Source organism: Marinobacter nitratireducens, from assembly GCF_000708045.1.
Taxonomy (GTDB): Bacteria; Pseudomonadota; Gammaproteobacteria; order Pseudomonadales; family Oleiphilaceae; genus Marinobacter; species Marinobacter nitratireducens.
Genome location: NZ_ANIE01000003.1, coordinates 505,533 through 525,542, shown reverse-complemented (window position 1 = coordinate 525,542; position 20,010 = coordinate 505,533). Strand labels below are relative to the sequence as shown.

The following is a 20,010-nucleotide window of genomic DNA, read 5'->3' as shown; positions in this document are numbered from 1 at the left end:
TAACGTAAATCAAGGTATCCTCTAAACAAATTCCAACTCTTCCAAGTAAGGACGACCCATGGCTCTTGACCATATACGGAAATTTCTGGTTTCCAGCTTGCTGATGACTGCGACCGTGACCGCTTCTGCCGAGACCTTCGTGTTCACGGCGATTCCGGACGAAGACGAAACCAAACTGGTTGAGCGATTCCGCGGTGTGGCGGATTACCTCTCTGAGGAGCTGGATGCCGAGGTTCGCTACATTCCCGTGAAATCCTATGCGGCAGCGGTGTCTGCTTTCCGCAATAACCAGGTACAACTGGCATGGTTTGGTGGGCTGTCCGGGGTTCAGGCACGTCGATTGGTGCCAGGCTCCGAGGCAATCGCCCAGGGCGTTGAGGACGAAGCGTTTGAAACCTACTTCATCGCGAATACGTCCACCGGTATCGAGCCTGCTGACGATTTCGCAAGTCTGGAAGACCAGCTCCGGGACAAAACCTTCACATTCGGTTCGAAAGGATCGACTTCCGGCCGCCTGATGCCAGAGTTCTATATTCGTGACACCTTTGGCGACGCGCCGGAAGACGTCTTTTCCCGTGTCGGATTTAGCGGCAACCATACCCGCACGCTACGTCTTGTAGAAGCAGGCACCTACCAGGTGGGCGCACTGAACTTCCAGGTCTGGCAGAAGGAACTGGGCGACGGCAACATCGACACGGATGCCGTTGAAGTCATCTGGAAGACCCCGGCCTATCCGGATTATCAGTGGACCATTCGTGGCGATGTGGACGAGCGGTTCGGAGATGGCTTCAAGGATCGCGTTAAGCAGGCTCTGCTGAATCTGGATGATCCTGCCCTGCTCGAGAGTTTCCCGCGTTCCGGCTTTATCCCGGCGTCCAATGACGACTACGAGCCAATTCGCAAAACGGCAGAAGAGATCGGAATCCTCGATTGATGTCAGGGTTCGATCTTTCCGGCCTTACGGCCTCTTTCGGTGGCGAGCGGGTGATTGGCCCGCTCTCACTGAAAGTGAACGACGGTGAGCAGGTCGCTCTGGTCGGCAAGAGCGGTGCAGGTAAATCAACGCTCATCCGCCTCGTTCATGAACACGTTGGCCGTGAATCCTCACTGGTGCCTCAGGAACTTGGTCTGGTCAACGCCTTGCCGGTGTTTCACAACGTTTTTATGGGGCAGCTGGACCGGCATCCCACCTGGTACAACACGCTCTCCCTGATCCGTCCGTTCTCAGCCGATCGTTCATCGATCAAAGCGCTGCTGAAAGCACTCGGCATGCCCGAGAAGCTATGGACACCAACCGCATCACTCTCCGGCGGGCAACGCCAACGCGTCGCAATCGCCCGGGCCATTTACCGCAATGCCGGCCTTTTGCTCGCGGACGAACCGGTATCTGCGCTGGATGGGCCACTTGCACATCTGGTCATGAACGAATTGAAAAAGCGATTTGCCACAAGTGTGATTGCCCTGCACGATGTAGATCTGGCGCTGAAATATTGCAACCGGATCATTGGTATCCAGGATGGCCAGGTCGCTCTCGATGAGCACAGTGAGCGCCTGACCTCCGCCGATATCATGGCCCTCTACTAGAGCGAACGCCCAGATGTTTTCCTACCCGACGGTGCGCACAAGTCTCGCATTTCTGGCGATAGCGGTTGTCGGGCTCGCCTTTGCCGATATCGCCATCACCGCAGCCAACCCATGGCGGGATCTGGGCAACTTCTTTCTCGGTGTCATCACCCCCAACTTTTTCAGCTCTGAAGGGCTGCTGACCGCCCTGCTCCGTACCGTCGCCTTTGCGTTTGTCGGCGTCGCACTGGGCAGCTTTTTTGGTTTCTTCCTGGCACTTGTCTATCGTGCGTGGCCGGTGCGCATTTTCTGTGCTTTCATTCGCGCCATACACGAACTGTTCTGGGCACTGATCTTTCTCCAGTTCTTTGGCTTTCACCCGTTGACTGGCGTGCTCGCGATTGCCATTCCCTACTCGGGCATCTTTGCCAAGGTGTACTCGGAGATCCTTGACGAAGCGGACCCCGAACCTGGCCGACTCCTGCCACCGGGCACGGGACGGATTGCCGCGTTTCTCTATGCCCGGATTCCAGACTGCTGGGCCCAGATGCGCACTTACACCGCCTACCGACTGGAGTGCGGCCTGCGCTCCAGCGCGATTCTCGGATTTGTGGGCCTGCCCACCCTCGGGTTCTATCTGGAGGCCTCGTTCTCCCAGGGCCTGTATTCGGACGCGGGTGCGATGCTCATCCTGTTTTACGTCTTGATTGCCACAATCCCACTCTGGGTTCGCCCCAAACTTCTCCCGGTCTACGTGCTGGGCGCGCCCTTTTTTCTCGGGGAGGGCTTGCCCATTGTCTGGGGCAATGTAGAGCGATTCTTTACCGAAGATATCATTCCGTCGCCGCTCAAAGATGGCGAAGGCTTGTCCGGGTTAATGTCATGGGCCGGGGACCTGATGGTCGAGCAGGCGCTCCCGGGCATCTGGAACACCGTGGTACTTACCCAGGTTGCGCTGGTTGCGACGGGCATACTCGCCTTGCTGATGTTTCCGCTGATTTCGAAACATTTTGGCGGCCCTGTTCGGCGCACATCCGGGCATGTCTTCCTGGTTGTCGCCCGCTCCACCCCGGAGTACATACTGGCCTACATCCTCCTCCAGCTCTGGGGCCCGTCCATGCTGCCGGCGGTCATTGCTCTGGCACTTCATAACGGTGCAATTATCGGGCACCTGATCGGCCGACAGACCAACGGTATCCGTCTTCGCCCGGATGCCGTAACGGGCTTCGGTCGATACAGCTGGGAGCTGGTGCCCAGGATCTACCGCTCATTCCTTGCCTTCCTGTTCTACCGTTGGGAAATCATCATGCGGGAGACCGCGATTCTCGGCATACTGGGTATCTATACACTCGGCTTTTACGTCGACAGCGCGATTCAGAACATTCAGTTCGACAAGGCCATGGTGCTGATCCTGATTACAGCGGGTCTCAACATTGGCATTGACGCCCTCGGCCGCTACATCCGTAGCAAGCTCGCGTTGCAGACCATGCCAACCTGCTAATTTCGCTGAGAATTCCGTCACAGAAACGTCATTTCAGCCAATTCTGTCTGCAATTTGCCAAACGGTTTACCCCTCACCCCAGTTACAGTGCGTTACACTCTGCTTACATTCAGAAATATGTGAGCGTACAAGGATCATGGCTTACGCACTGGTATTGATTACCCAGGCCGGGCTCGTTGCACTGCTGGGCGTACTGGCACTCAGGATGGTGGCATTATCGCGATCCGAGCCTCTTGCAGCGGCTTCCTACCAGGATGCCAGTGCCACTGCTCAGTACCGGTGGTCGGGTAGCCAGAAGGCACCTGTTTCAACACTGGATCGGACGGAATTGTTCACGCAGCTTCATATCCTGGCCGGGCTCCAGGAGCGGGATTGTCGGGTACAGGGGCTCAATCTGGCCGAGGCGCCGGAACTGGTGCGGTGTTATGCGGCTGCGTGGCTCTATGGCGCAGCCTGTTCTCTGTGCGACAAGTCGGTTCGTCACTCGGAGTCGCTGATTGAGTTGGTCACTTATATCGCTAATCGGAAAACGGGGTTGGCTCAGTCCACCGCCTCACAGGCAATCCAATCAATCGCCGCAAGCAGCATGACCTTGGCCTGCTTTCGTGGGGGGCTTGAAGGGGCCGAGTTCTGGAGCCGACACCACTACGTGTCTCCAGAACAGAGCCTGTATCAGGCGATCACTGCCAACGCCTTTATTTGATGGCCGTCGCGGTTTTCTCGAGCGTCCAGTCTGTTCCAAGCACGACCGCATTACTCCCAGCCTGATCCGCCGGCAGCCCCGTAATCACCGGGCGGGTGAATTCGCCATCGTCTGTATTGGCCATGGATTCCACATCAACGGAACTCACCACATAGGTAACGCCTGCCGAGACCACTCGGGCCCGGTGGGTTAGTCCAAACACGAACCGACAGTAATCCAGTTTGAGCTGAACCAGATCCTGCTCGGCCTTTCTGATTTTGCGTAGCAGCACTTTCTGCACGCTGTCCCCGTAATCCATCACGTAGTCCCTGGCGTTTGAGTTATTAAGTGTCAGGAATTTTACATCAAATCAGGGTGATGTCAGCCATGATCGAGGGATCATCAGGCCTATTCATGAGACGCCGCCTGAAAGATAGGCTTCATCGAACCACCACCTTGAAGAGGCGCTTGGCCGGACTGTAAGTCAATCCGCCAAACCATGGCGTTATCCTCGGTGCAGACGGGGGCAGTAAAACGCGCTTCATAAGTGCGCGACGCAACCCGTTTCAACGGCACCGGATACTCCCCCATATACATGGACTCGCCCCTCAGCACCGCCAGGAAACGCACTGGTTCCACCGGGGCGTCTATCTCAAGACGGTATTCCTGCCCTTGCCCATCATCGCCCAACGGCTTGAGCACCATCCGCCAGTCACCTCGCTCATCCGCCCAGGTACAGGGGCCTGCCAGCAAGTCGCAGGCTGGCCGATCAATGCCTGCCGTTTCTGACGATGAATCGTTCTGCAGATACCTGGGACCAAAAACAACGGCTGCGACCAGGCCAACAATCAATCCGACAATTGCTATTGCTCTAAACATAACCATTCCACGTAAAATCCGGAGTGCATTATGGAGGTAATCCGCAACAAGGCAAAGGTTTCTAAAGTGGCGCCAGTCATGAGAAAATGCCACGCCTCCATACCTTACCCATTTTGAAACAGGACACGCCCGTGCAGCCGGATATCTCCGTAAAGAACCTCAGCAAGGTCTACGAGGACGGATTCCAGGCCCTGAAAGGGATTAACCTGGAGATCAACCGGGGCGAGATTTTTGCCCTGCTCGGCCCCAATGGTGCTGGTAAGACCACGCTCATCAGCATCATTTGCGGTATCGTCAACCTGACCAGTGGCGAAGCCAAAGCGTCTGGCTACGACATCCGAAAAGACTACCGCAAGGCTCGTGCAGCCATTGGGCTGGTCCCACAGGAACTGAATACTGATTCCTTCGAAACCGTCTGGAATGCCGTCTCGTTCAGCCGGGGGCTGTTTGGTAAATCGCCCAAGCCCACGCACATCGAGAAAGTCCTCAAGGATCTCTCGCTCTGGGACAAGCGCAACAATCGGATCATGTCGTTATCAGGTGGCATGAAGCGGCGCGTGATGATTGCCAAGGCGCTCTCCCACGAGCCCCAGATCCTGTTTCTCGATGAGCCAACAGCCGGTGTCGATGTCGAGCTCCGCCGCGACATGTGGGAAATGGTTCGTAAACTCCGGGAGAACGGAACCACCATTATCCTCACAACCCATTACATCGAAGAAGCCGAGGAAATGGCCGACCGGATTGGCGTGATTCGGCAAGGGGAAATCATCCTCGTTGAGGAGAAGGACCGGTTGATGAGCAAGCTGGGCAAGAAAGAACTTCGCCTTCAGCTTCAGGCAAAACTGGACAAGCTGCCCGGTGAACTGACCCTCGAACCGATTGAGCTGTCCGAAGACGGCTATGAGCTCATTTACACCTTTGATTCCCAGCAGCAACAAGCCGGAGTAGCGCGACTGCTCCGCACATTGGGGGACCTGGGCATCGAATACCGAGACCTGCAAACCAGGGAGAGCTCCCTAGAAGAGATCTTCGTCGGGCTGGTCCACGAATAAGCCAGCCGGCTAACAGGAGAAACGCATGAACCTCTACGGCGTTCGCGCTATCTACAACTTCGAAATGGCCCGGATGAAACGCACCGTAATGCAGAGTGTGCTCGCCCCGGTCATCTCCACCTGCCTATACTTCGTGGTCTTTGGTTCGGCCATTGGTTCCCGAATGGGCGACATCGACAGCATCAGTTACGGGGCGTACATCATTCCCGGATTGGTCATGCTGTCGCTGTTGATGCAGAGCATTTCCAACGCCTCTTTCGGTATCTACATGCCCAAATTCTCTGGCACCATCTACGAGGTGCTGTCGGCACCGGTGTCCTACGTGGAAGTGGTGCTTGGTTACGTGGGCGCAGCCGCCACCAAGTCGGTCATCCTCGGGCTGATCATCCTCGCGACCGCTCGATTGTTTGTGGATTACAGTGTTCTCCATCCAATCTGGATGATCTCGTTCCTGATACTGACCTCCATCACCTTCAGTCTGTTCGGATTCATCATCGGCATCTGGGCTGATGGCTTCGAGAAACTCCAGATCGTCCCCATGATGGTGGTGACACCACTGGTATTCCTTGGCGGTACCTTTTATTCCATCGACATGCTGCCAGAGGTCTGGCAGACCATCAGTCTGTTCAACCCGGTGGTGTACCTGATCAGCGGATTTCGGTGGGCATTCTATGGGGTCTCCGACGTGCACGTGGGCATCAGCGTAGGGATGACAATGGTGTTCATGCTGGGCTGCATGGCGAGCATCTGGTGGATCTTCAAAACCGGGTACCGTCTCCGCTCATGAACCGGTTGCGGCGGTGCGCTCGTGGAGCGGCGCTTGCCGTTGCGGTTGCCGGTAGTCTGTCTGCCGTCGCCGCACCACAAACCGGTCTGGAACAACGCCCGGGGTGCTTCATCAGCGGCAACCGGGCTTTCCCAGTTGTCCTGGAGATCGCCCGGACGTTCAACGAGCGGCAACGAGGCCTGATGGAGCGCACGCGATTAGCCGAGCACACTGGAATGCTTTTTATCTACGACCAGAACCGGTCCCCTGACCACGGCTTCTGGATGTACAACACACTCATACCGCTGGATATCGCCTATCTTTCGTCAAGCAAGCGTATCGTCAACATCCAGACCATGACGCCATGCGCCTCGTCCGATAGCAGCCAGTGCCCCACCTACCCCGCCGGGAAGCCCTTCCGATATGCCATTGAGATGAATTCGGGGTATTTCGAGACCAACAGGATTGGCGTTGGTGACCGCCTGCTTGTCGGCGCCACCAACTGCCCAGAATAAGCGCGAAGGGCTTTAGCTATCCTTCCAGTCCGGCTTGCGCTTATCCAGAAACGCACAGATCCCCTCGCCCGCATCATCCGCTTTGAGATTGTCTGCCATCACCTGTGAGGTGTAGTCGTAGGCTTCTGAGAGTGGCATTTCCAGTTGCTTATAGAAGGCCTCCTTCCCGATCTTCAGGGTATGGCTGGACTTGCCGGCAATGGTGTTGGCCAGGGAGTAGACTGTTTCATCGAGCACCTGCTCGTCGACAACCCGGTTCACCAGCCCGATGCGCTCGGCCTTGATGGCGCCGATCATCTCCCCTGTCAGCAGCATCTCCATGGCGTGTTTCCGAGAGACATTGCGAGACAGCGCCACCATCGGCGTGGAGCAGAACAGCCCGATATTGACGCCGGGTGTTGCGAATCTTGCGGTATCTGCCGCCACCGCCAGGTCACAACTGGCAACAAGCTGACAGCCTGCCGCCGTGGCGATACCGGCAACACGGGCAATCACAGGTCTGGGAAGATTCACGATCTGCTGCATCACCTTACTGCACTGCTGGAACAGCTCCAGCTGGAACTGATCACTGTCCAGCTGCTCCCGAATTTCCTTGAGATCGTGCCCGGCACAGAACACGTTTCCATGTGCGGCAAGCACCACTACCCGGGTAGCCGGGTCCTCGGCGATCTGGTCCAACTCATCCGATAGCGCTTTCAGCATCGCCATCGACAAGCTGTTACGGCGTTCCGGTTGATCCAGGGTCAGCGTGGTTATTCCGTGCTCGCTGTACTTGTGCACCAAGGGCTTCGCATTCGTGCTCATAGCCGCTCCATCTGGTTATTCTGTGGATTATGGGATGGTTTCAGTATTCCCTAGCAAACTCACCGTGTCGAAGCGACTTTTGTCGCAGGACAGGACGTACCCATTCAAAAACGTCAACTACCGTAAAACCTGCCAAAACCTAGGTGTTTTACCCAATGTGTCCATTTTAGCAACATAGTAAGCTTTAACTGGTAAGGAAAGATAACAGGTGCATAATGCACACTGTTCAAATGATCACGAGACACACACAGATGACATCTGGCTTCCACTCACTTATTCGCCGCTTTGTGGCCTATCTCGGCACTCTCCTTGTTGTGGCCGTATCTGCGTTGTTTCTCATTGACCACTTCGTGTTCGCACCGGCTTTAATGCGGGAAGAAGTAGCATTAGCCAACAAAGAACTGCTTCGCATTGAAAACTCCCTGAACCAGAACCGCGCGGCATTGATGGCTCACGTCAGGGACTGGGCGCATTGGGACGACACCTACGAATTCATTCAGGGCCAACACACCACCTATGCCGATGCGAACTTCAGTAAAGAGATGTTCGAGGACCTGCACACACAACTCATGGTGTTCTTCGATGCCGAAGGTGCCCCGGCGTTTGTAGCGGGTATCGATCCGGAAACAAACGCCTATAGCCTGTGTACCCGCGCGATGGGCCCCTGCGAGTGGGCGGAACCGATGGTAAAGAGCGTACGCCCTATCCTGGCAGACGTTCCGGACTCGGGTTTGTCCTTTAATCTGGCCCACCCCAGAGCCTCACTCGCCGCCATTGCACCGATATTGCGTACCGATCGTCAGGGCCCACGCAAAGGTTGGCTATTAACCATTCGACTGATCGATGCGAGGCTGACCAATCTTCTGGAAGAACAAACCGGCCTGCCGGTACAAATCCTGGCGCAGCCCGCCGGTAGCCAATCGGACCATCAAATCAACCTGCAGCGCAGTGACGACGCACTCCGATCGTCCCACTACCTGCGGAGCGACACCCCCGGGTACGATCTGATCCTAAACACTCGCATTCCCAGAGACCGCTTTAAAGCTGGCACAGAAACCTTTCGCTATGCTCTGAGCTGGACCGCCGCGCTGCTCATTGCCGTGATCGGGTTGGTCCTACTGTTGCTGTTTACTGTGGTGTTACGACCCCTAAGCCAATTCATCCGGTTTACCAGTAATCAGCACACCTTCGAATCCACCACCAATTTCGGAGAGCTGTCCCGAGTGCCCTCTAGCCTGCTCATCCGTAAAGATGAGTTCGGCAAACTGGCCCGGCACTTCCAGCGCATGATTAATCGACAGAACAATCAGGCCAAAACCCTCAAAGCCCTCTCCATGCAGGACCCACTGACCACTCTGCCCAACCGACGCAAGTATGACGCGACGTTGGAGCAGCAACTGGCTGAGGGCGACGAAAAGGAATTATCGGCCATGATGGTCGATATCGATCACTTCAAAAAGTACAACGACCAGTACGGCCACCAGGCCGGCGACGTGTGCCTCGTAAAGGTCGCTGAGGGTATGCAGAAAAGCCTGGAAGGCACCGGCTTCCTGATCGCCCGAACCGGCGGAGAAGAGTTCAGCGTGCTCATGCCGAACACTTCGCTGGACGTAGCAACACGCTACGCCGAAAAGCTCCGGAAAGCCGTTGAGGAGCTGGCGCTCATTCACGAGGCCTCGCCCATGGCGAGCGTGGTCACCCTGAGCGTGGGCGTAACCAGCACCCGCGAAGCCGAAACCCGCTCAGCGACTGCGCTGATGAGAAGCGCGGACAAGGCGCTTTATGCCGCCAAGGCAAACGGAAGGAATCGGGTTTTCTGTTATCGAAAGCCTGAGGCCGTGGTTTGAGTTCACATCTGCGAAACGGGTCGACAGCTTTTAGAACGTAAACCGTCGTCAATGATGGTGCCCGGAGCCGGAATCGAACCGGCACGGCCTTGCGGCCGAGAGATTTTAAGTCTCTTGTGTCTACCAATTTCACCATCCGGGCATTCGGAGGGAGATTATGACGGGCGGAATTGTATAAGGCCGTGTTCGGTAACGCAATTCCGAATCACTCCCCCGGTCCAATTCAGCTTTGCGTGGGCTTGGTTGCCCTGCCCTTGTAGATGTAGCCGGCGATCCTGGGTGCCTTCGGGATGTACAGGTTTTCCAGCTCCTGGATCTCGAACCCTGCGAGGCGGATAAGGTCGGCGATGTTGCGGTTCAAATGGCAGCCGCCGGCGAGTTTTTTCCAGCCTGGGGTAATTCGATGCTGCCACTTCTGCGTGCTCGTATCCGGGGATTCACCGTGTTCCAGGAACAGCAGCTCCCCGCCCGGTTTCAGGACGCGTTTCATTTGCTGCAGAGCTGCGTGCCAGTCCGGAATGGTGCACAGCGTAAAGGTCAGCAATACCGTGTCTACGCTCTCATCCGCTAGCGGAATTTGCTCTCCGGGCAGGTCGAGCCACTCCACGTCGACACTGGCACGCTCAAGGTTCGGCAGGGCCTTGCGTCGCATACCCTCCGATGGCTCCAGGCCGTACACGAGTTCAACGTGCTCCGGGTTGTAGAATTCAAGGTTGATGCCCGAGCCCATGCCCACTTCCAGTACCTTACCTTTGGCCTGCGGCACCACCTGGCTGCGCAGTTTCATCACCTGGCCCATAGAACAGGCTTTATCTATGATGTGTGGAAGTATCTTGTCTTCGTAAAAGCTCATCGGCTGGCCCATACTGATTGCTGACTCTTGTCATAAATCAAGGGTGCGACATTTCGCCCCATGTTTGTGACTGCTGTTTTTCGTAATAATTCCGACACTGCCGGTAACAACAATCAACAAAATAAGCCTGTGCAGCGGCCGTGCAGGAACGCTGTTCCCGCTATTTGTCATGAGTGCGCTACCGGAGGGTTCCCATGGAACTAGATCCTCTCATCCTATCGCGAATGCAGTTCGCGTTTGTGGTGTCATTTCACGCCATTTTTCCGGTGTTTACCATCGGCCTCGCTTCCTACATCGCGGTTCTTGAAGGCCTGGCCTACAAAACCGAGAATCCGGTATGGACCAAGCTATCCGGTTTCTGGACCAAGGTGTTTGCCGTCGTTTTCGGGATGGGTGTCGTCTCCGGCATTGTCATGTCGTTCCAGTTTGGCACCAACTGGAGCAACTTCGCCCAGGCCAGCGCCAACTTTCTTGGGCCGATACTCAGCTATGAGGTGATCACCGCCTTCTTCCTGGAGGCCGCATTCCTCGGCGTGTTGCTATTCGGTCGAGACAAGGTGCCACCGGGACTGCATCTGTTTGCGGCGATCATGGTCGCTACCGGCACATTCATTTCATCCTTCTGGATTCTTTCTGCGAACAGTTGGATGCAAACGCCTGCCGGCTTTGAGCTTCGTGACGGCGTGTTTCATGTAACCTCCTGGAGTGAAGCAATCTTCAACCCGTCTTTCCCCTACCGTTTCATGCATATGGCCCTGGCCTCTTTCCTCACTGGAAGTTTTGTCGTGGCCGGTGTCAGCGCCTGGTATCTGCTCCGAGGTCGAGAAGTGGAAGCGAACCGCAAGGCGCTTTCGATGTGCCTTTGGCTGCTGCTCTTCATCGCCCCTGCACAGCTGGTTGTGGGTGATTTCCATGGTCTGAATACCCTGGAACACCAGCCCACGAAGGTAGCTGCCATGGAGGGTAACTGGGAGACGTCGTCTCATGTTCCGTTGCTGCTGTTTGCGATTCCGGATCAGGAAAACCAGGAAAACCTCTATGAGATCGGTATTCCGAGCCTGGCGAGCATGATCCTCACCCATAAATGGGACGGTGTGGTACCCGGTCTGAAGGACGTACCCGTGGCGGAACAACCGCCGGTGGCCATCGTGTTCTGGTCGTTCCGCGTGATGGTCGGGCTGGGTGTGTTGATGATTCTGTTTGCGGTTGCTGGCCTGTTCCTGCGAGCCGGAGGGCGCTATTACAAATCGACGTGGTATCTGCAGGGGCTGCGATTTATGAGCATTTCCCCCTTCCTCGCAGTGCTGAGCGGCTGGTTTGTGACCGAGATCGGCCGCGCGCCGTGGCTCGTCTACGGCATCATGGATCAGGCCTCGGCGGTTACTCCGTCCCTGACCGGCGGCATGGCGCTCTTTACCTTGATCGGTTATGTGGTTGTCTATGCACTGGTGTTCACCGCCGGGGTCTATTACCTGATGCGGGTTCTTTACGTTGGCCTTGAAGATCGCCACGACGAAGACGAACACGAAGCCGAGCGCCCGATGCGTCCTTTCTCTGCGGCTCATGTTCCGTTCGAGATCGAGCACGATGACCAAATCGACAGTGCTCTCGTTAAGCCTGCTAACCAGGGAGGAAACTGATTATGGAACTGTTTGATCTCCCCCTCATCTGGGCCTTTATCATCGGCTTCGGTGTCATCATGTATGTGCTGATGGACGGGTTTGACCTGGGCGTTGGCATTCTTTTCCCGTTTGCCCCCAATGAAGAGGCGCGGGATACCATGATGAATACGGTGGCTCCCATCTGGGATGGCAATGAAACCTGGCTGGTTCTCGGCGGTGCCGGGCTGCTTGCCGCTTTCCCGATGGTGTATTCCATCTTCCTGCCGGCGCTGTACATCGGTGTGTTCCTGCTCCTGGCGGGCCTGATTTTCCGGGGTGTGGCGTTTGAATTCCGGTTCAAGGCCCGCACCTCGCGGTATCTCTGGAATTGGGCGTTTGCGGGTGGCTCCACCATTGCGTCGTTTGCTCAGGGTGCGGTGGTCGGTGCCTACATTCAGGGCTTTGAGACGGCCAATGGCGTCTACGTGGGTGGTGCGCTGGACTGGCTGACCCCCTTTACCGTGCTCACGGGCCTCGGCATGCTCGCCGGGTACTCCCTGCTGGGCTCTACCTGGCTGATCCTGAAAACCGACGGACGCCTTCAGGAATGGGCTTATAAAATCACCCTGCCCCTGTTGGCTGCCGTACTGATCATTTTTGGTCTGATCAGTGTCTGGACGCCGTTTGTGGACGATCTCGTTCGCGAGCGCTGGTTCTCGAATCTCAGCATCATCTGGGTGCTACCGGTACTGACCCTGCTGTGCGCGTTCCAGATTTTCCGGTCGGTACGCAACCGGTTTGAGGGCATGCCATTCGTGGCCACCATGGGACTGTTTGTCACCACCTACCTTGGCCTGATCGTCAGCCGCTGGCCTTACGTGGTTCCCCCGGAATACACCCTCTGGGAGGCGGCCTCAGCCTATGAGTCGCAACTCTTCCTTTTGCTTGGCTTGCTGTTCGTGATCCCGATTGTGCTGGTGTATACCGCCTGGACCTATTGGGTGTTCCGGGGCAAGGTACGCGCCGGTGAGGGTTACCACTAAGTGGCACCCCCGGAGCAGCGGGAAGTCAGCCAGTGGCTGAAAGCCCTCGCCAAGGAAAGCCAACGCTGGATTAACGGCGCCATTGTTTCGGGCGTCGTTGCCGGCATGGCCACCATCGTTCAGATGGCACTGCTGGCGCGGATTGTTCATCTGGGTGTCATTGACGAAGTACCGCTGCAGGGCCTGCTCCCGTTATTCCTTGGGTTAGTGGCGGCCATTGTGGTCCGTGCGCTGGCCCAGGGAATGCAGACGCGTTTTGCCGCCCGCTGCAGCGAGCAGGTGCGCAGAGATGCCCGGCGGCAGTTGAGTGACCACTGGCAGGCCATGGGGCCCATCGACATCGGGCATTATTCGGCAGGAGCGCTGGCACGGGAGTGGATCGACCATATCGAAGCCCTGCACGGGTATTTTGCCCGCTTTCTGCCGCAGATGATGCTGTCGGTGTTTGTTCCGCTGATGATCCTTGTGGTGGTGTTCTGGCTGGACTGGCTGGCCGGAATTTTTCTGTTGCTTTCCGCCCCGCTGATCCCGCTGTTCATGGCCCTTGTAGGGATGGGCGCCGAAAAGGTGAACCAACAGCACTTTGAAACCGTGAGCCGGTTGTCTGGTCAATTCCTGGATAAGGTTCGCGGTATCACCACCCTCCAGCTGTTCGGGCAGACCGAGCAGGCAAATGCCACGATTCAGGCGCGTTCGGACCACTACCGGCGCATCACCATGAAGACGCTGAAAGTGGCGTTTCTCTCTTCCGCTGTGCTCGAGTTCTTTGCCTCGGTTGCCATTGCGGTGGTTGCGATCTACATCGGTTTCGGGCTGCTGGGGTACATCAGTTATGGGCCATCTGACGGGCTCACCCTCTATTCAGGCTTGCTGATTCTGTTGCTCGCGCCCGAGTTCTTCCAGCCATTGCGAACCCTGTCCCAACATTATCACGACCGTGCCGCCGCCCTTGGTGCCGGTACGGAAGTTCTGGCTCGTTTACGTTCCGGGCATCCCCATGGGCCTATCCCCTCTTCGATAAAGGAATCGTCGGGTGAGCAGGCAATTTCACTGCGTGATATCAGCCTGTCCTACGAAAATGGCGTACCGATATTCCGTCATATCGACCTGACCATCCGTCAAGGTGAATGCGTGGCCCTCAGCGGCCCGTCCGGCAGCGGCAAGAGTTCTCTGCTTCACCTTCTGGCCGGGTTTGTTGCACCGGATAGCGGGTCGATCTCAGTGTTTGGCGACGCACCCGGCTCAGTGCGGTTTGGATGGCTGAGCCAACGGGGCTTTCTGGTTCATGGGTCGTGGGCAGATAACCTTCGGTTGACGACGCCTGCTGCCACCGACGTTGCGATCGAGAATGCGATCCGGGAAGTGGGTCTGGGCGCCTTGATTGATGCTCGCCCCGAAGGAATACACAGTCTGGTCTCCGAGGATGGCCAGGGGCTGTCAGGTGGACAAGCACGGCGGCTGAGCCTGGCGCGGATCTTCGTTTCCGATTATTCGCTTGTTCTCCTGGACGAACCCACCGCAGGCCTGGATACCGACAGCGAGCTGTACGTGATTGAGGCATTGCATAAGCTGACTGAAACCGGTCGGACACTGATCTTTTCAACCCATCACCAGGCACTGCTGGCCCTGGCAGATCGCGTTCTGCTCGTTGCTGACGGGGAGGTTCGGGATGCGTGAGCTGATTCCCTGGCTTCGTCTGATTTTCCGTCGGCCCAAACGGCTTGTGCTGGGTGCCGTCCTGATTCTGCTCACCTTGCTGTCTGGAATCGGACTATTGGCGCTCTCTGGCTGGTTTATTACGGAAACCGCCCTCGTGGGCCTGCTGCTGGCTGCTGGAATCCAGGCCACCATCAATCTCTATACTCCGGGTGGCGGTATCCGGTTCTTCGCGGTGGCACGAACCGTCACGCGTTATCTTGAGCGGGTCTACAACCACGATACGGTGCTTCGGTTATTGACCGATATCCGGGTGGCCTTGTTTGAACGGCTTGCCCTGGCACCCAGGTTGAACCGATCGGGCCTGACCGGTGCTCAATGGCTTTCCCGCCTGACGTCAGACGTGGACGCACTGGATACGGTATACCTGCGGGTGATTGCACCCACGGCACTGGCGCTGGCGGTAACCCTGCTCGTATTACTCGGCTCGGCGCTGGTATTCGGGGTCGGCCCGGCGGCCTGGCTTGCGGTTCCTTTGGCCAGCGCGTTTCTTCTCTCCACCGTGGGCACGTACTGGCGAACACGCCAGCTTGCCGGGCGTCAAAGTGACCGAATTGAACACTTGAGGAGCGACGTTATCGAGCATCTGGAGGGCTTCGCCGAGCTCACCGCTGCCGGACGAACCGGCAAACATGCCAGTCGCCTCCTGAGACAAGGACTTGAAGCCAATACGGACCAGGCCCGATCAGACCGGCGCGCGGGCTGGCATCAGGCCGTTTCCGGGCTGCTCATTAACCTGTCGGCCGTTGCTGCACTCGGCTTTGGGCTCGCAATCTATCAGCACCAACTGATCTCCGGGCCGGTTCTCGTGATGATGCCCATCGTATTGCTGGGTCTTGGCGAGGTATATGGCATGCTTCCGGATGCATTCGGTCGCCTCGGGGCCACTCAGGCGTCAGCAGCACGCCTCAATAACCTAACGAGCACAGAGCTGCATCGCCCCGAAAAGCATGCCTCTTCGCTCCCTGAAAGTACCGCACTCCTGGCCAGCGATATCAGCCTTCGCCATGAGCATTTACCGCCAATTCTCACCCACTTCAGCCTTCAGGTATCAACCGGAGACCGGCTGGGGATTATTGGGCATTCGGGGAGCGGGAAGTCGACTCTGGCGGATGCGTTTGCAGGGCTTATCACACCGAGTCACGGCGAACTATCTGCTGCATCATGCTGTTATCTGACCCAACAAACCGTGATTTTTGATGACACGCTACGGGCGAATCTGTTGATTGGGAATCCGGGCGCGAACGACACGGATTTGTGGCGTGTGCTCGAAGCGCTCGATCTGGCGGGGCGCTTTGCGGAAACCCCAGAACAGCTCGATACCTGGCTGGGAAGTTCGGGAAGCCGATTGTCCGGTGGCGAAGCCCGCCGAATCGCGCTGGCAAGGGTGTTGATTAATCCGGCACCGCTCTTGTTGCTGGATGAACCCTTCACCGGTGTTGATCAGAAAACGGCGAGCCGTATCAGTGAACGCATGACACCCTGGCTGGAGGGGCGAACCATGATTGGGTTCGCCCACACCAGTGATGCCCTGCCCGGCGTTCAGCACTTGATTCACCTGGCGCCGTGATTCCAGATTTAGCGGGTTTCGACCACCTCAAATGTCAAACCGGCCTTACTGGTCAGGCGATCCAGCAGACTGCCATCGAGCAGTGATGCCGGTGTCCAGAAGCCTCCCGGTACGTCTTTCGGGATGTCGAATGCGAGGCAAAGTCCGGCCTCGCCCAGCATCTTCCCTGTGGACCCGTAGCCCGGGTCCTGATCACCGGTAACCTTGGTAATGATGGTTTTTCCATCCCCGGTGCGACCGACAAACCGAAGGTCATAAAAACCGCTTTTCTGTGCTTCCGGGCTTGGGCCCTCGCCCGGCTGAGGCACAAACTTTTCGACCAGCCAGCGCGTCGGCTTGATGGCGGACGCGACAAAAAACGCCCCGAGCGCACCGGTAATGGCGGTTGCGGCCAGACGACCTTTCACGCCACGCCCTGTCATCATCGCTTCATCGTAAGTGAATTCCTGGCCATACCGTGCCTGTTGCAGGGCATTGGAACGATGAACCACCCGGGTATTGATGGCGCCCATCACAAACGGTGCCAGCCAGACATCGAACGTGCGGTCATGTTCTGCGGATTTGAGGCTCGGCTGACGGGTTTTGGAGCGATGCTCGGGTGGGCAAATCGAAAACGGATTGGCCAGCTCCTTGCGCAACGCAGGGTCGGCTGACGCTTCCTTGGCAACATTAATCATTGAAGCGACCGTACCACCTGAGAACTCGCCCTTGGCAACCTTGACGCGCATGCGCACATCCTGACAGGTGATGCCAAACGTCTGTTCAGCCTGCTGCTGCAGGAACCAGACGCCCATGTCTGAAGGAATGGAATCAAACCCGCAACAGTGAACGATGCGCGCACCGGAGGACTTTGCCTCTTCTTCATAGCGCTGAATCATGCGCCGGATCCACTGCACTTCGCCAGTGAGATCGCAGTAATCCGTGCCCACTCGCACACAGGCCTGGATCAGTGGCTCACCATAGAGCGCGTAGGGACCAACGGTGGAGATAACCACCCGGGTCTGTTCACACATTGCCTGCAGGGCCGGCTCATCGGAGGCATCCGCCAGAATCACAGGCAGATCCTTCGCACCGAGTTCGTTTTTGAGCGTTTGCAGCTTCTTGTCGGAGCGTCCGGCGATGGCCCACCGAACGTCTTTATCGGTCCCATAGGTCTCGAACAGATAACGCGTGAGAATCTGCCCGACAAAACTGGTAGCGCCGAAGACGACCAGATCGTATGTCTCATTGGCTGAATCAGTCATGTCCTATCCTTGTTGTCTTGATTTGAATCGTTCTGGCCGGTGGAGCGTCCACCGAAAAGCGTCATAAAGATGCCGACCCCAAAGCCCCAGAATCCGTTCAGGATCAGGCCCCCGATCCAGGTTTTGCTGGAAACATCCAGATCCTTCAACGGGAACACAATGATCATGGCGACGGCCGTTGGCCCGATGGCACCAGCGATGATGTTCGTCAGCCAGTATTTCCAGTCTGTAAAGCGAGCCGCTAGAGCCCACAAAACCATGCCCCAGACGCCACCGAAAAACGCCAGTGAAACGACAGCGGGCACCCCGAACGGGGGAACGGCAGTGAGGTTGAACGGTGCAACCGGCACCGCGCCCGCCAGATAAAATACGGTGAATAACCCCTGATGGAAGAACAGCGTAGCGAGAAAGCCCGCGAGAAATGCCTTGATCCAGTTCATGTCCTTGTCCTTGATCTTAGTAGGAAGCAGGCCGGCTAGACTACTTCGAGGATTCTGTGCCCTCGGGCTGTCAACGTCAAAGCATGTTACCAATTTTGCGAGCCTGGACCACTTTCAGGAATTGACTCGATGTGTCGTCGACAGGGCCAATCGTTTGAGCGGCCGGGTCAGGCACACTTCAGTGCATGAACTGTGTTGTTCCGGAGGTATGACCCCTTGATCACATTTCTTTTGATTTTCAGCCTGCTTCTGGTCGGTTTTTCCGGGTTTCTCTTTTGGCAGCTTCAGGAACAGAAAAAGCTGATTGCCCATATGATGGATAGTGAAGACCTGGCCAGTTCGGAACAGGATCCCGAGCTGGTGCTTACGCTCAGGGTCGTGGATCCGATCTCTGTGGCCAAACGAGAATCCCGTTCAGCGCGGATGCTGGCAGACAGACTTCCCGTGATGGTTCGCAAGATGGTTTACCAGGAAGTGATGAAAGAACTGGAACAGGAGCTTTACGAACGGGAAATCGAAGTCGAGATGGGGATCGAGTACCGCTAGGAGACTTATTCCATGAACATACAGGCCATCTTTACGTTCATCGCTCTGGTCGCCGGCGCTTCTCTGGCGGGGACCGTTTACTGGCAACACCTACAAAATCGGCGCCAGCTAAGGATTCTGAATTCTCACCGCATAGCGGCACACAGTGCCATCCAGAAACGGCGGATGGAGGTGCTTGAGGTGCGTAACCGGGCCAAGTTACTGGAAGATTCCGTTACCGGCGGTGCCACAGCCGTGGAAAAAGTTCATAAGGCCATCACGGACACCACGTTCGGCCTGATCGATATGTTTTCGAACGATGAGGATTTCCGGCGAAGTGCCCAAAAGGCCAAGGAATCCCACGATCAGACCAGCCAGAAGATCTACCGGTCCGTTCGGACCACCAACCGGGCTCTCCATATCCTGGCGGATACGTTGATTATTGGTAAATCCGAAAAACAGAGCGCATCAAAGCGCCCACGTTCGGGTGGCAAACCCGGTCAGTGACCCGGGTTCAGAGCTTTTCTAAGACCCGCACCAGCGCGCTGACCGTTACCCGGATGCTCTCAAGCCGTTGGGCCTTTTCCCTGCCCTCCGCGCTCGCGCGATAGAGGTGTGGTGTCATCGCCAAAAGATCCCCAATGGTGTCTCGGCCATCCAGTGCCAGCTCATACCGAATCTCTTCGGTGCTGACAGCGGAAAAGCCTTCTGGCGCGGCAGGATCCCTGTCCCGGGTGGGTTTCAGTTCCGGGTAAATGATTTCGCGTAACTCCCGCAGATGGTCAGGCCCTGCATCGACCTGAATGACCCGACCTCCGGGCCTGAGCACTCGATGAAACTCGGAATAGACAGGAAAGCCAAACAGGCAAAGCACTCGATCGACAGAACCAGGAAGCACCGGCAGGTTCGCATTACTGCCGACAACGTACCCGCCCCCCTTTTCCTGTTTCGCTGCGGCCAGGACTGCCCACTTCGAGATATCCAGCCCCAGAGCGGACAACGCCAACGACACCGGAATCGACGCAGCCAGTTTGCGCAGATAGTAGCCCTCACCGCATCCCGCATCGAGGCAGGCCAACTCGCCTTCTTCGCTTCCCTCAAGAACAGCCCTGTTAACCGCATCCGCAATCGGACCGTAATGACCTGTATTAAGGAATCGCTGCCTGGCGGCGACCATTTCTTTACTGTCACCCGGATCTTTCGACCGCTTTTTCTGCACGGGAAGCAAATGCACGTAGCCCTGCCGGGCAATGTCAAAGCTGTGGCCGGAACAGCAGGTCCAGGATCGGTCTGATCGGGTTAGCGGAGTTCCGTCCAGTGGACAGGCGAGAGATTGAAATGGGGAGATGGTCATCGGCTCGTCGGATCTTTTGTTGAATACAATAAAAAAGGCACCCGTAGGTGCCTTT

Annotated in this window: 21 protein-coding genes and 1 tRNA gene; 14 read left to right on the top strand and 8 right to left on the bottom strand. The window is 56.8% G+C overall.

What is annotated here, in order from left to right; all coding sequences use genetic code 11:
- Nucleotides 1–58 precede the first annotated feature (58 nt).
- The 4 genes from D777_RS04290 (at nt 59) to D777_RS04275 (ending at nt 3,767) form a co-directional block, all read left to right on the top strand.
- Nucleotides 59–934 (top strand): putative selenate ABC transporter substrate-binding protein, encoded by an 876-nt coding sequence (locus D777_RS04290; protein ID WP_036129012.1) that lies wholly within the window; start codon nt 59–61, stop codon nt 932–934.
- Nucleotides 934–1,584 carry a phosphonate ABC transporter ATP-binding protein gene (locus D777_RS04285; protein ID WP_036129010.1) on the top strand — a complete coding sequence of 217 codons (651 nt, stop codon included), beginning with the start codon at nt 934–936 and terminating at the stop codon, nt 1,582–1,584. Before D777_RS04290 ends, D777_RS04285 begins: the two co-directional genes overlap by 1 nt.
- Nucleotides 1,585–1,597: 13 nt before the next feature.
- Nucleotides 1,598–3,064: a PhnE/PtxC family ABC transporter permease gene (locus tag D777_RS04280; RefSeq protein ID WP_036129009.1), complete on the top strand. Its 1,467-nt coding sequence runs from the start codon at nt 1,598–1,600 to the stop codon at nt 3,062–3,064.
- Between the two features lie 136 nt (nt 3,065–3,200).
- Nucleotides 3,201–3,767, top strand: a complete 567-nt coding sequence (locus D777_RS04275) for a hypothetical protein (protein ID WP_201443327.1) — start codon at nt 3,201–3,203, stop codon at nt 3,765–3,767.
- On the opposite strand, the gene D777_RS04270 is transcribed toward D777_RS04275, so the two are convergent.
- On the bottom strand, nt 3,760–4,065 hold the full coding sequence (locus D777_RS04270; RefSeq protein WP_036129008.1) for a hypothetical protein: 306 nt from the start codon (nt 4,063–4,065) through the stop codon (nt 3,760–3,762). The two genes, D777_RS04275 and D777_RS04270, sit on opposite strands and share 8 nt — an antisense overlap.
- A gap of 89 nt (nt 4,066–4,154) precedes the next feature.
- Nucleotides 4,155–4,625, bottom strand: a complete 471-nt coding sequence (locus tag D777_RS04265; RefSeq protein WP_036129595.1) for a hypothetical protein — start codon at nt 4,623–4,625, stop codon at nt 4,155–4,157.
- A 131-nt stretch (nt 4,626–4,756) separates the two neighbouring features.
- On the opposite strand from D777_RS04265, the gene D777_RS04260 reads away from it, so the two are divergent.
- The 3 genes from D777_RS04260 to D777_RS04250 are packed head-to-tail and all read left to right on the top strand — an operon-like array spanning nt 4,757 to nt 6,958.
- Entirely contained in the window at nt 4,757–5,677 is a 921-nt protein-coding gene (locus D777_RS04260) for an ABC transporter ATP-binding protein (RefSeq protein WP_036129006.1), read from the top strand.
- 25 nt (nt 5,678–5,702) lie between these two features.
- Nucleotides 5,703–6,464, top strand: a complete 762-nt coding sequence (locus D777_RS04255; RefSeq protein ID WP_036129004.1) for an ABC transporter permease — start codon at nt 5,703–5,705, stop codon at nt 6,462–6,464.
- Complete coding sequence (locus tag D777_RS04250) at nt 6,428–6,958, top strand: DUF192 domain-containing protein (protein ID WP_227501660.1); 531 nt, start codon at nt 6,428–6,430, stop codon at nt 6,956–6,958. The genes D777_RS04255 and D777_RS04250 overlap by 37 nt, the downstream gene beginning before the upstream one ends.
- Before the next feature lie 12 nt (nt 6,959–6,970).
- Here the strand turns inward: D777_RS04250 and D777_RS04245 are convergent, their stop codons facing one another.
- The gene (locus D777_RS04245) at nt 6,971–7,762 is read right to left on the bottom strand and encodes an enoyl-CoA hydratase (protein ID WP_036129000.1); all 792 of its coding nucleotides are present in this window, start codon (nt 7,760–7,762) and stop codon (nt 6,971–6,973) included.
- 251 nt (nt 7,763–8,013) lie between these two features.
- On the opposite strand from D777_RS04245, the gene D777_RS04240 reads away from it, so the two are divergent.
- A complete protein-coding gene (locus tag D777_RS04240) occupies nt 8,014–9,609 on the top strand; it encodes a sensor domain-containing diguanylate cyclase (protein ID WP_036129594.1) in 1,596 nt (531 codons plus the stop codon).
- 55 nt (nt 9,610–9,664) lie between these two features.
- Here the strand turns inward: D777_RS04240 and D777_RS04235 are convergent.
- Nucleotides 9,665–9,751 (bottom strand) — tRNA-Leu (locus D777_RS04235).
- A gap of 81 nt (nt 9,752–9,832) precedes the next feature.
- Nucleotides 9,833–10,462 carry a class I SAM-dependent methyltransferase gene (locus D777_RS04230; protein ID WP_036129593.1) on the bottom strand — a complete coding sequence of 210 codons (630 nt, stop codon included), beginning with the start codon at nt 10,460–10,462 and terminating at the stop codon, nt 9,833–9,835.
- A 194-nt stretch (nt 10,463–10,656) separates the two neighbouring features.
- Between D777_RS04230 and D777_RS04225 the strand changes: the two genes are divergently transcribed.
- From D777_RS04225 to cydC, 4 genes are read left to right on the top strand one after another with little or no spacing between them, the layout of a single operon-like run.
- Nucleotides 10,657–12,102, top strand: coding sequence for a cytochrome ubiquinol oxidase subunit I (locus tag D777_RS04225; protein WP_036128999.1), 1,446 nt, complete (start codon nt 10,657–10,659; stop codon nt 12,100–12,102).
- Nucleotides 12,103–12,104: 2 nt separating this feature from the next.
- On the top strand, nt 12,105–13,106 hold the full coding sequence (gene cydB, locus D777_RS04220) for a cytochrome d ubiquinol oxidase subunit II (protein ID WP_036128997.1): 1,002 nt from the start codon (nt 12,105–12,107) through the stop codon (nt 13,104–13,106).
- Entirely contained in the window at nt 13,107–14,783 is a 1,677-nt protein-coding gene (cydD, locus tag D777_RS04215) for a thiol reductant ABC exporter subunit CydD (protein ID WP_036128995.1), read from the top strand.
- Nucleotides 14,776–16,392 carry a thiol reductant ABC exporter subunit CydC gene (gene cydC / locus D777_RS04210; protein WP_036128992.1) on the top strand — a complete coding sequence of 539 codons (1,617 nt, stop codon included), beginning with the start codon at nt 14,776–14,778 and terminating at the stop codon, nt 16,390–16,392. Before cydD ends, cydC begins: the two co-directional genes overlap by 8 nt.
- A gap of 8 nt (nt 16,393–16,400) precedes the next feature.
- On the opposite strand, the gene D777_RS04205 is transcribed toward cydC, so the two are convergent.
- Complete coding sequence (locus D777_RS04205) at nt 16,401–17,636, bottom strand: saccharopine dehydrogenase family protein (RefSeq protein WP_036128990.1); 1,236 nt, start codon at nt 17,634–17,636, stop codon at nt 16,401–16,403.
- Nucleotides 17,633–18,076, bottom strand: coding sequence for a hypothetical protein (locus D777_RS04200; RefSeq protein WP_051668935.1), 444 nt, complete (start codon nt 18,074–18,076; stop codon nt 17,633–17,635). Before D777_RS04200 ends, D777_RS04205 begins: the two co-directional genes overlap by 4 nt.
- Before the next feature lie 216 nt (nt 18,077–18,292).
- Here D777_RS04200 and D777_RS04195 point away from each other — a divergent pair, with 216 nt between their 5' ends.
- Both D777_RS04195 and D777_RS04190 read left to right on the top strand, forming a co-directional pair.
- Nucleotides 18,293–18,622, top strand: coding sequence for a hypothetical protein (locus D777_RS04195; RefSeq protein ID WP_036128988.1), 330 nt, complete (start codon nt 18,293–18,295; stop codon nt 18,620–18,622).
- Between the two features lie 12 nt (nt 18,623–18,634).
- Entirely contained in the window at nt 18,635–19,108 is a 474-nt protein-coding gene (locus D777_RS04190; protein WP_036128986.1) for a hypothetical protein, read from the top strand.
- 7 nt (nt 19,109–19,115) lie between these two features.
- Here D777_RS04190 and D777_RS04185 read toward each other — a convergent pair whose 3' ends face one another.
- Nucleotides 19,116–19,955 (bottom strand): putative RNA methyltransferase, encoded by an 840-nt coding sequence (locus D777_RS04185; protein ID WP_036128985.1) that lies wholly within the window; start codon nt 19,953–19,955, stop codon nt 19,116–19,118.
- Nucleotides 19,956–20,010 lie beyond the last annotated feature (55 nt).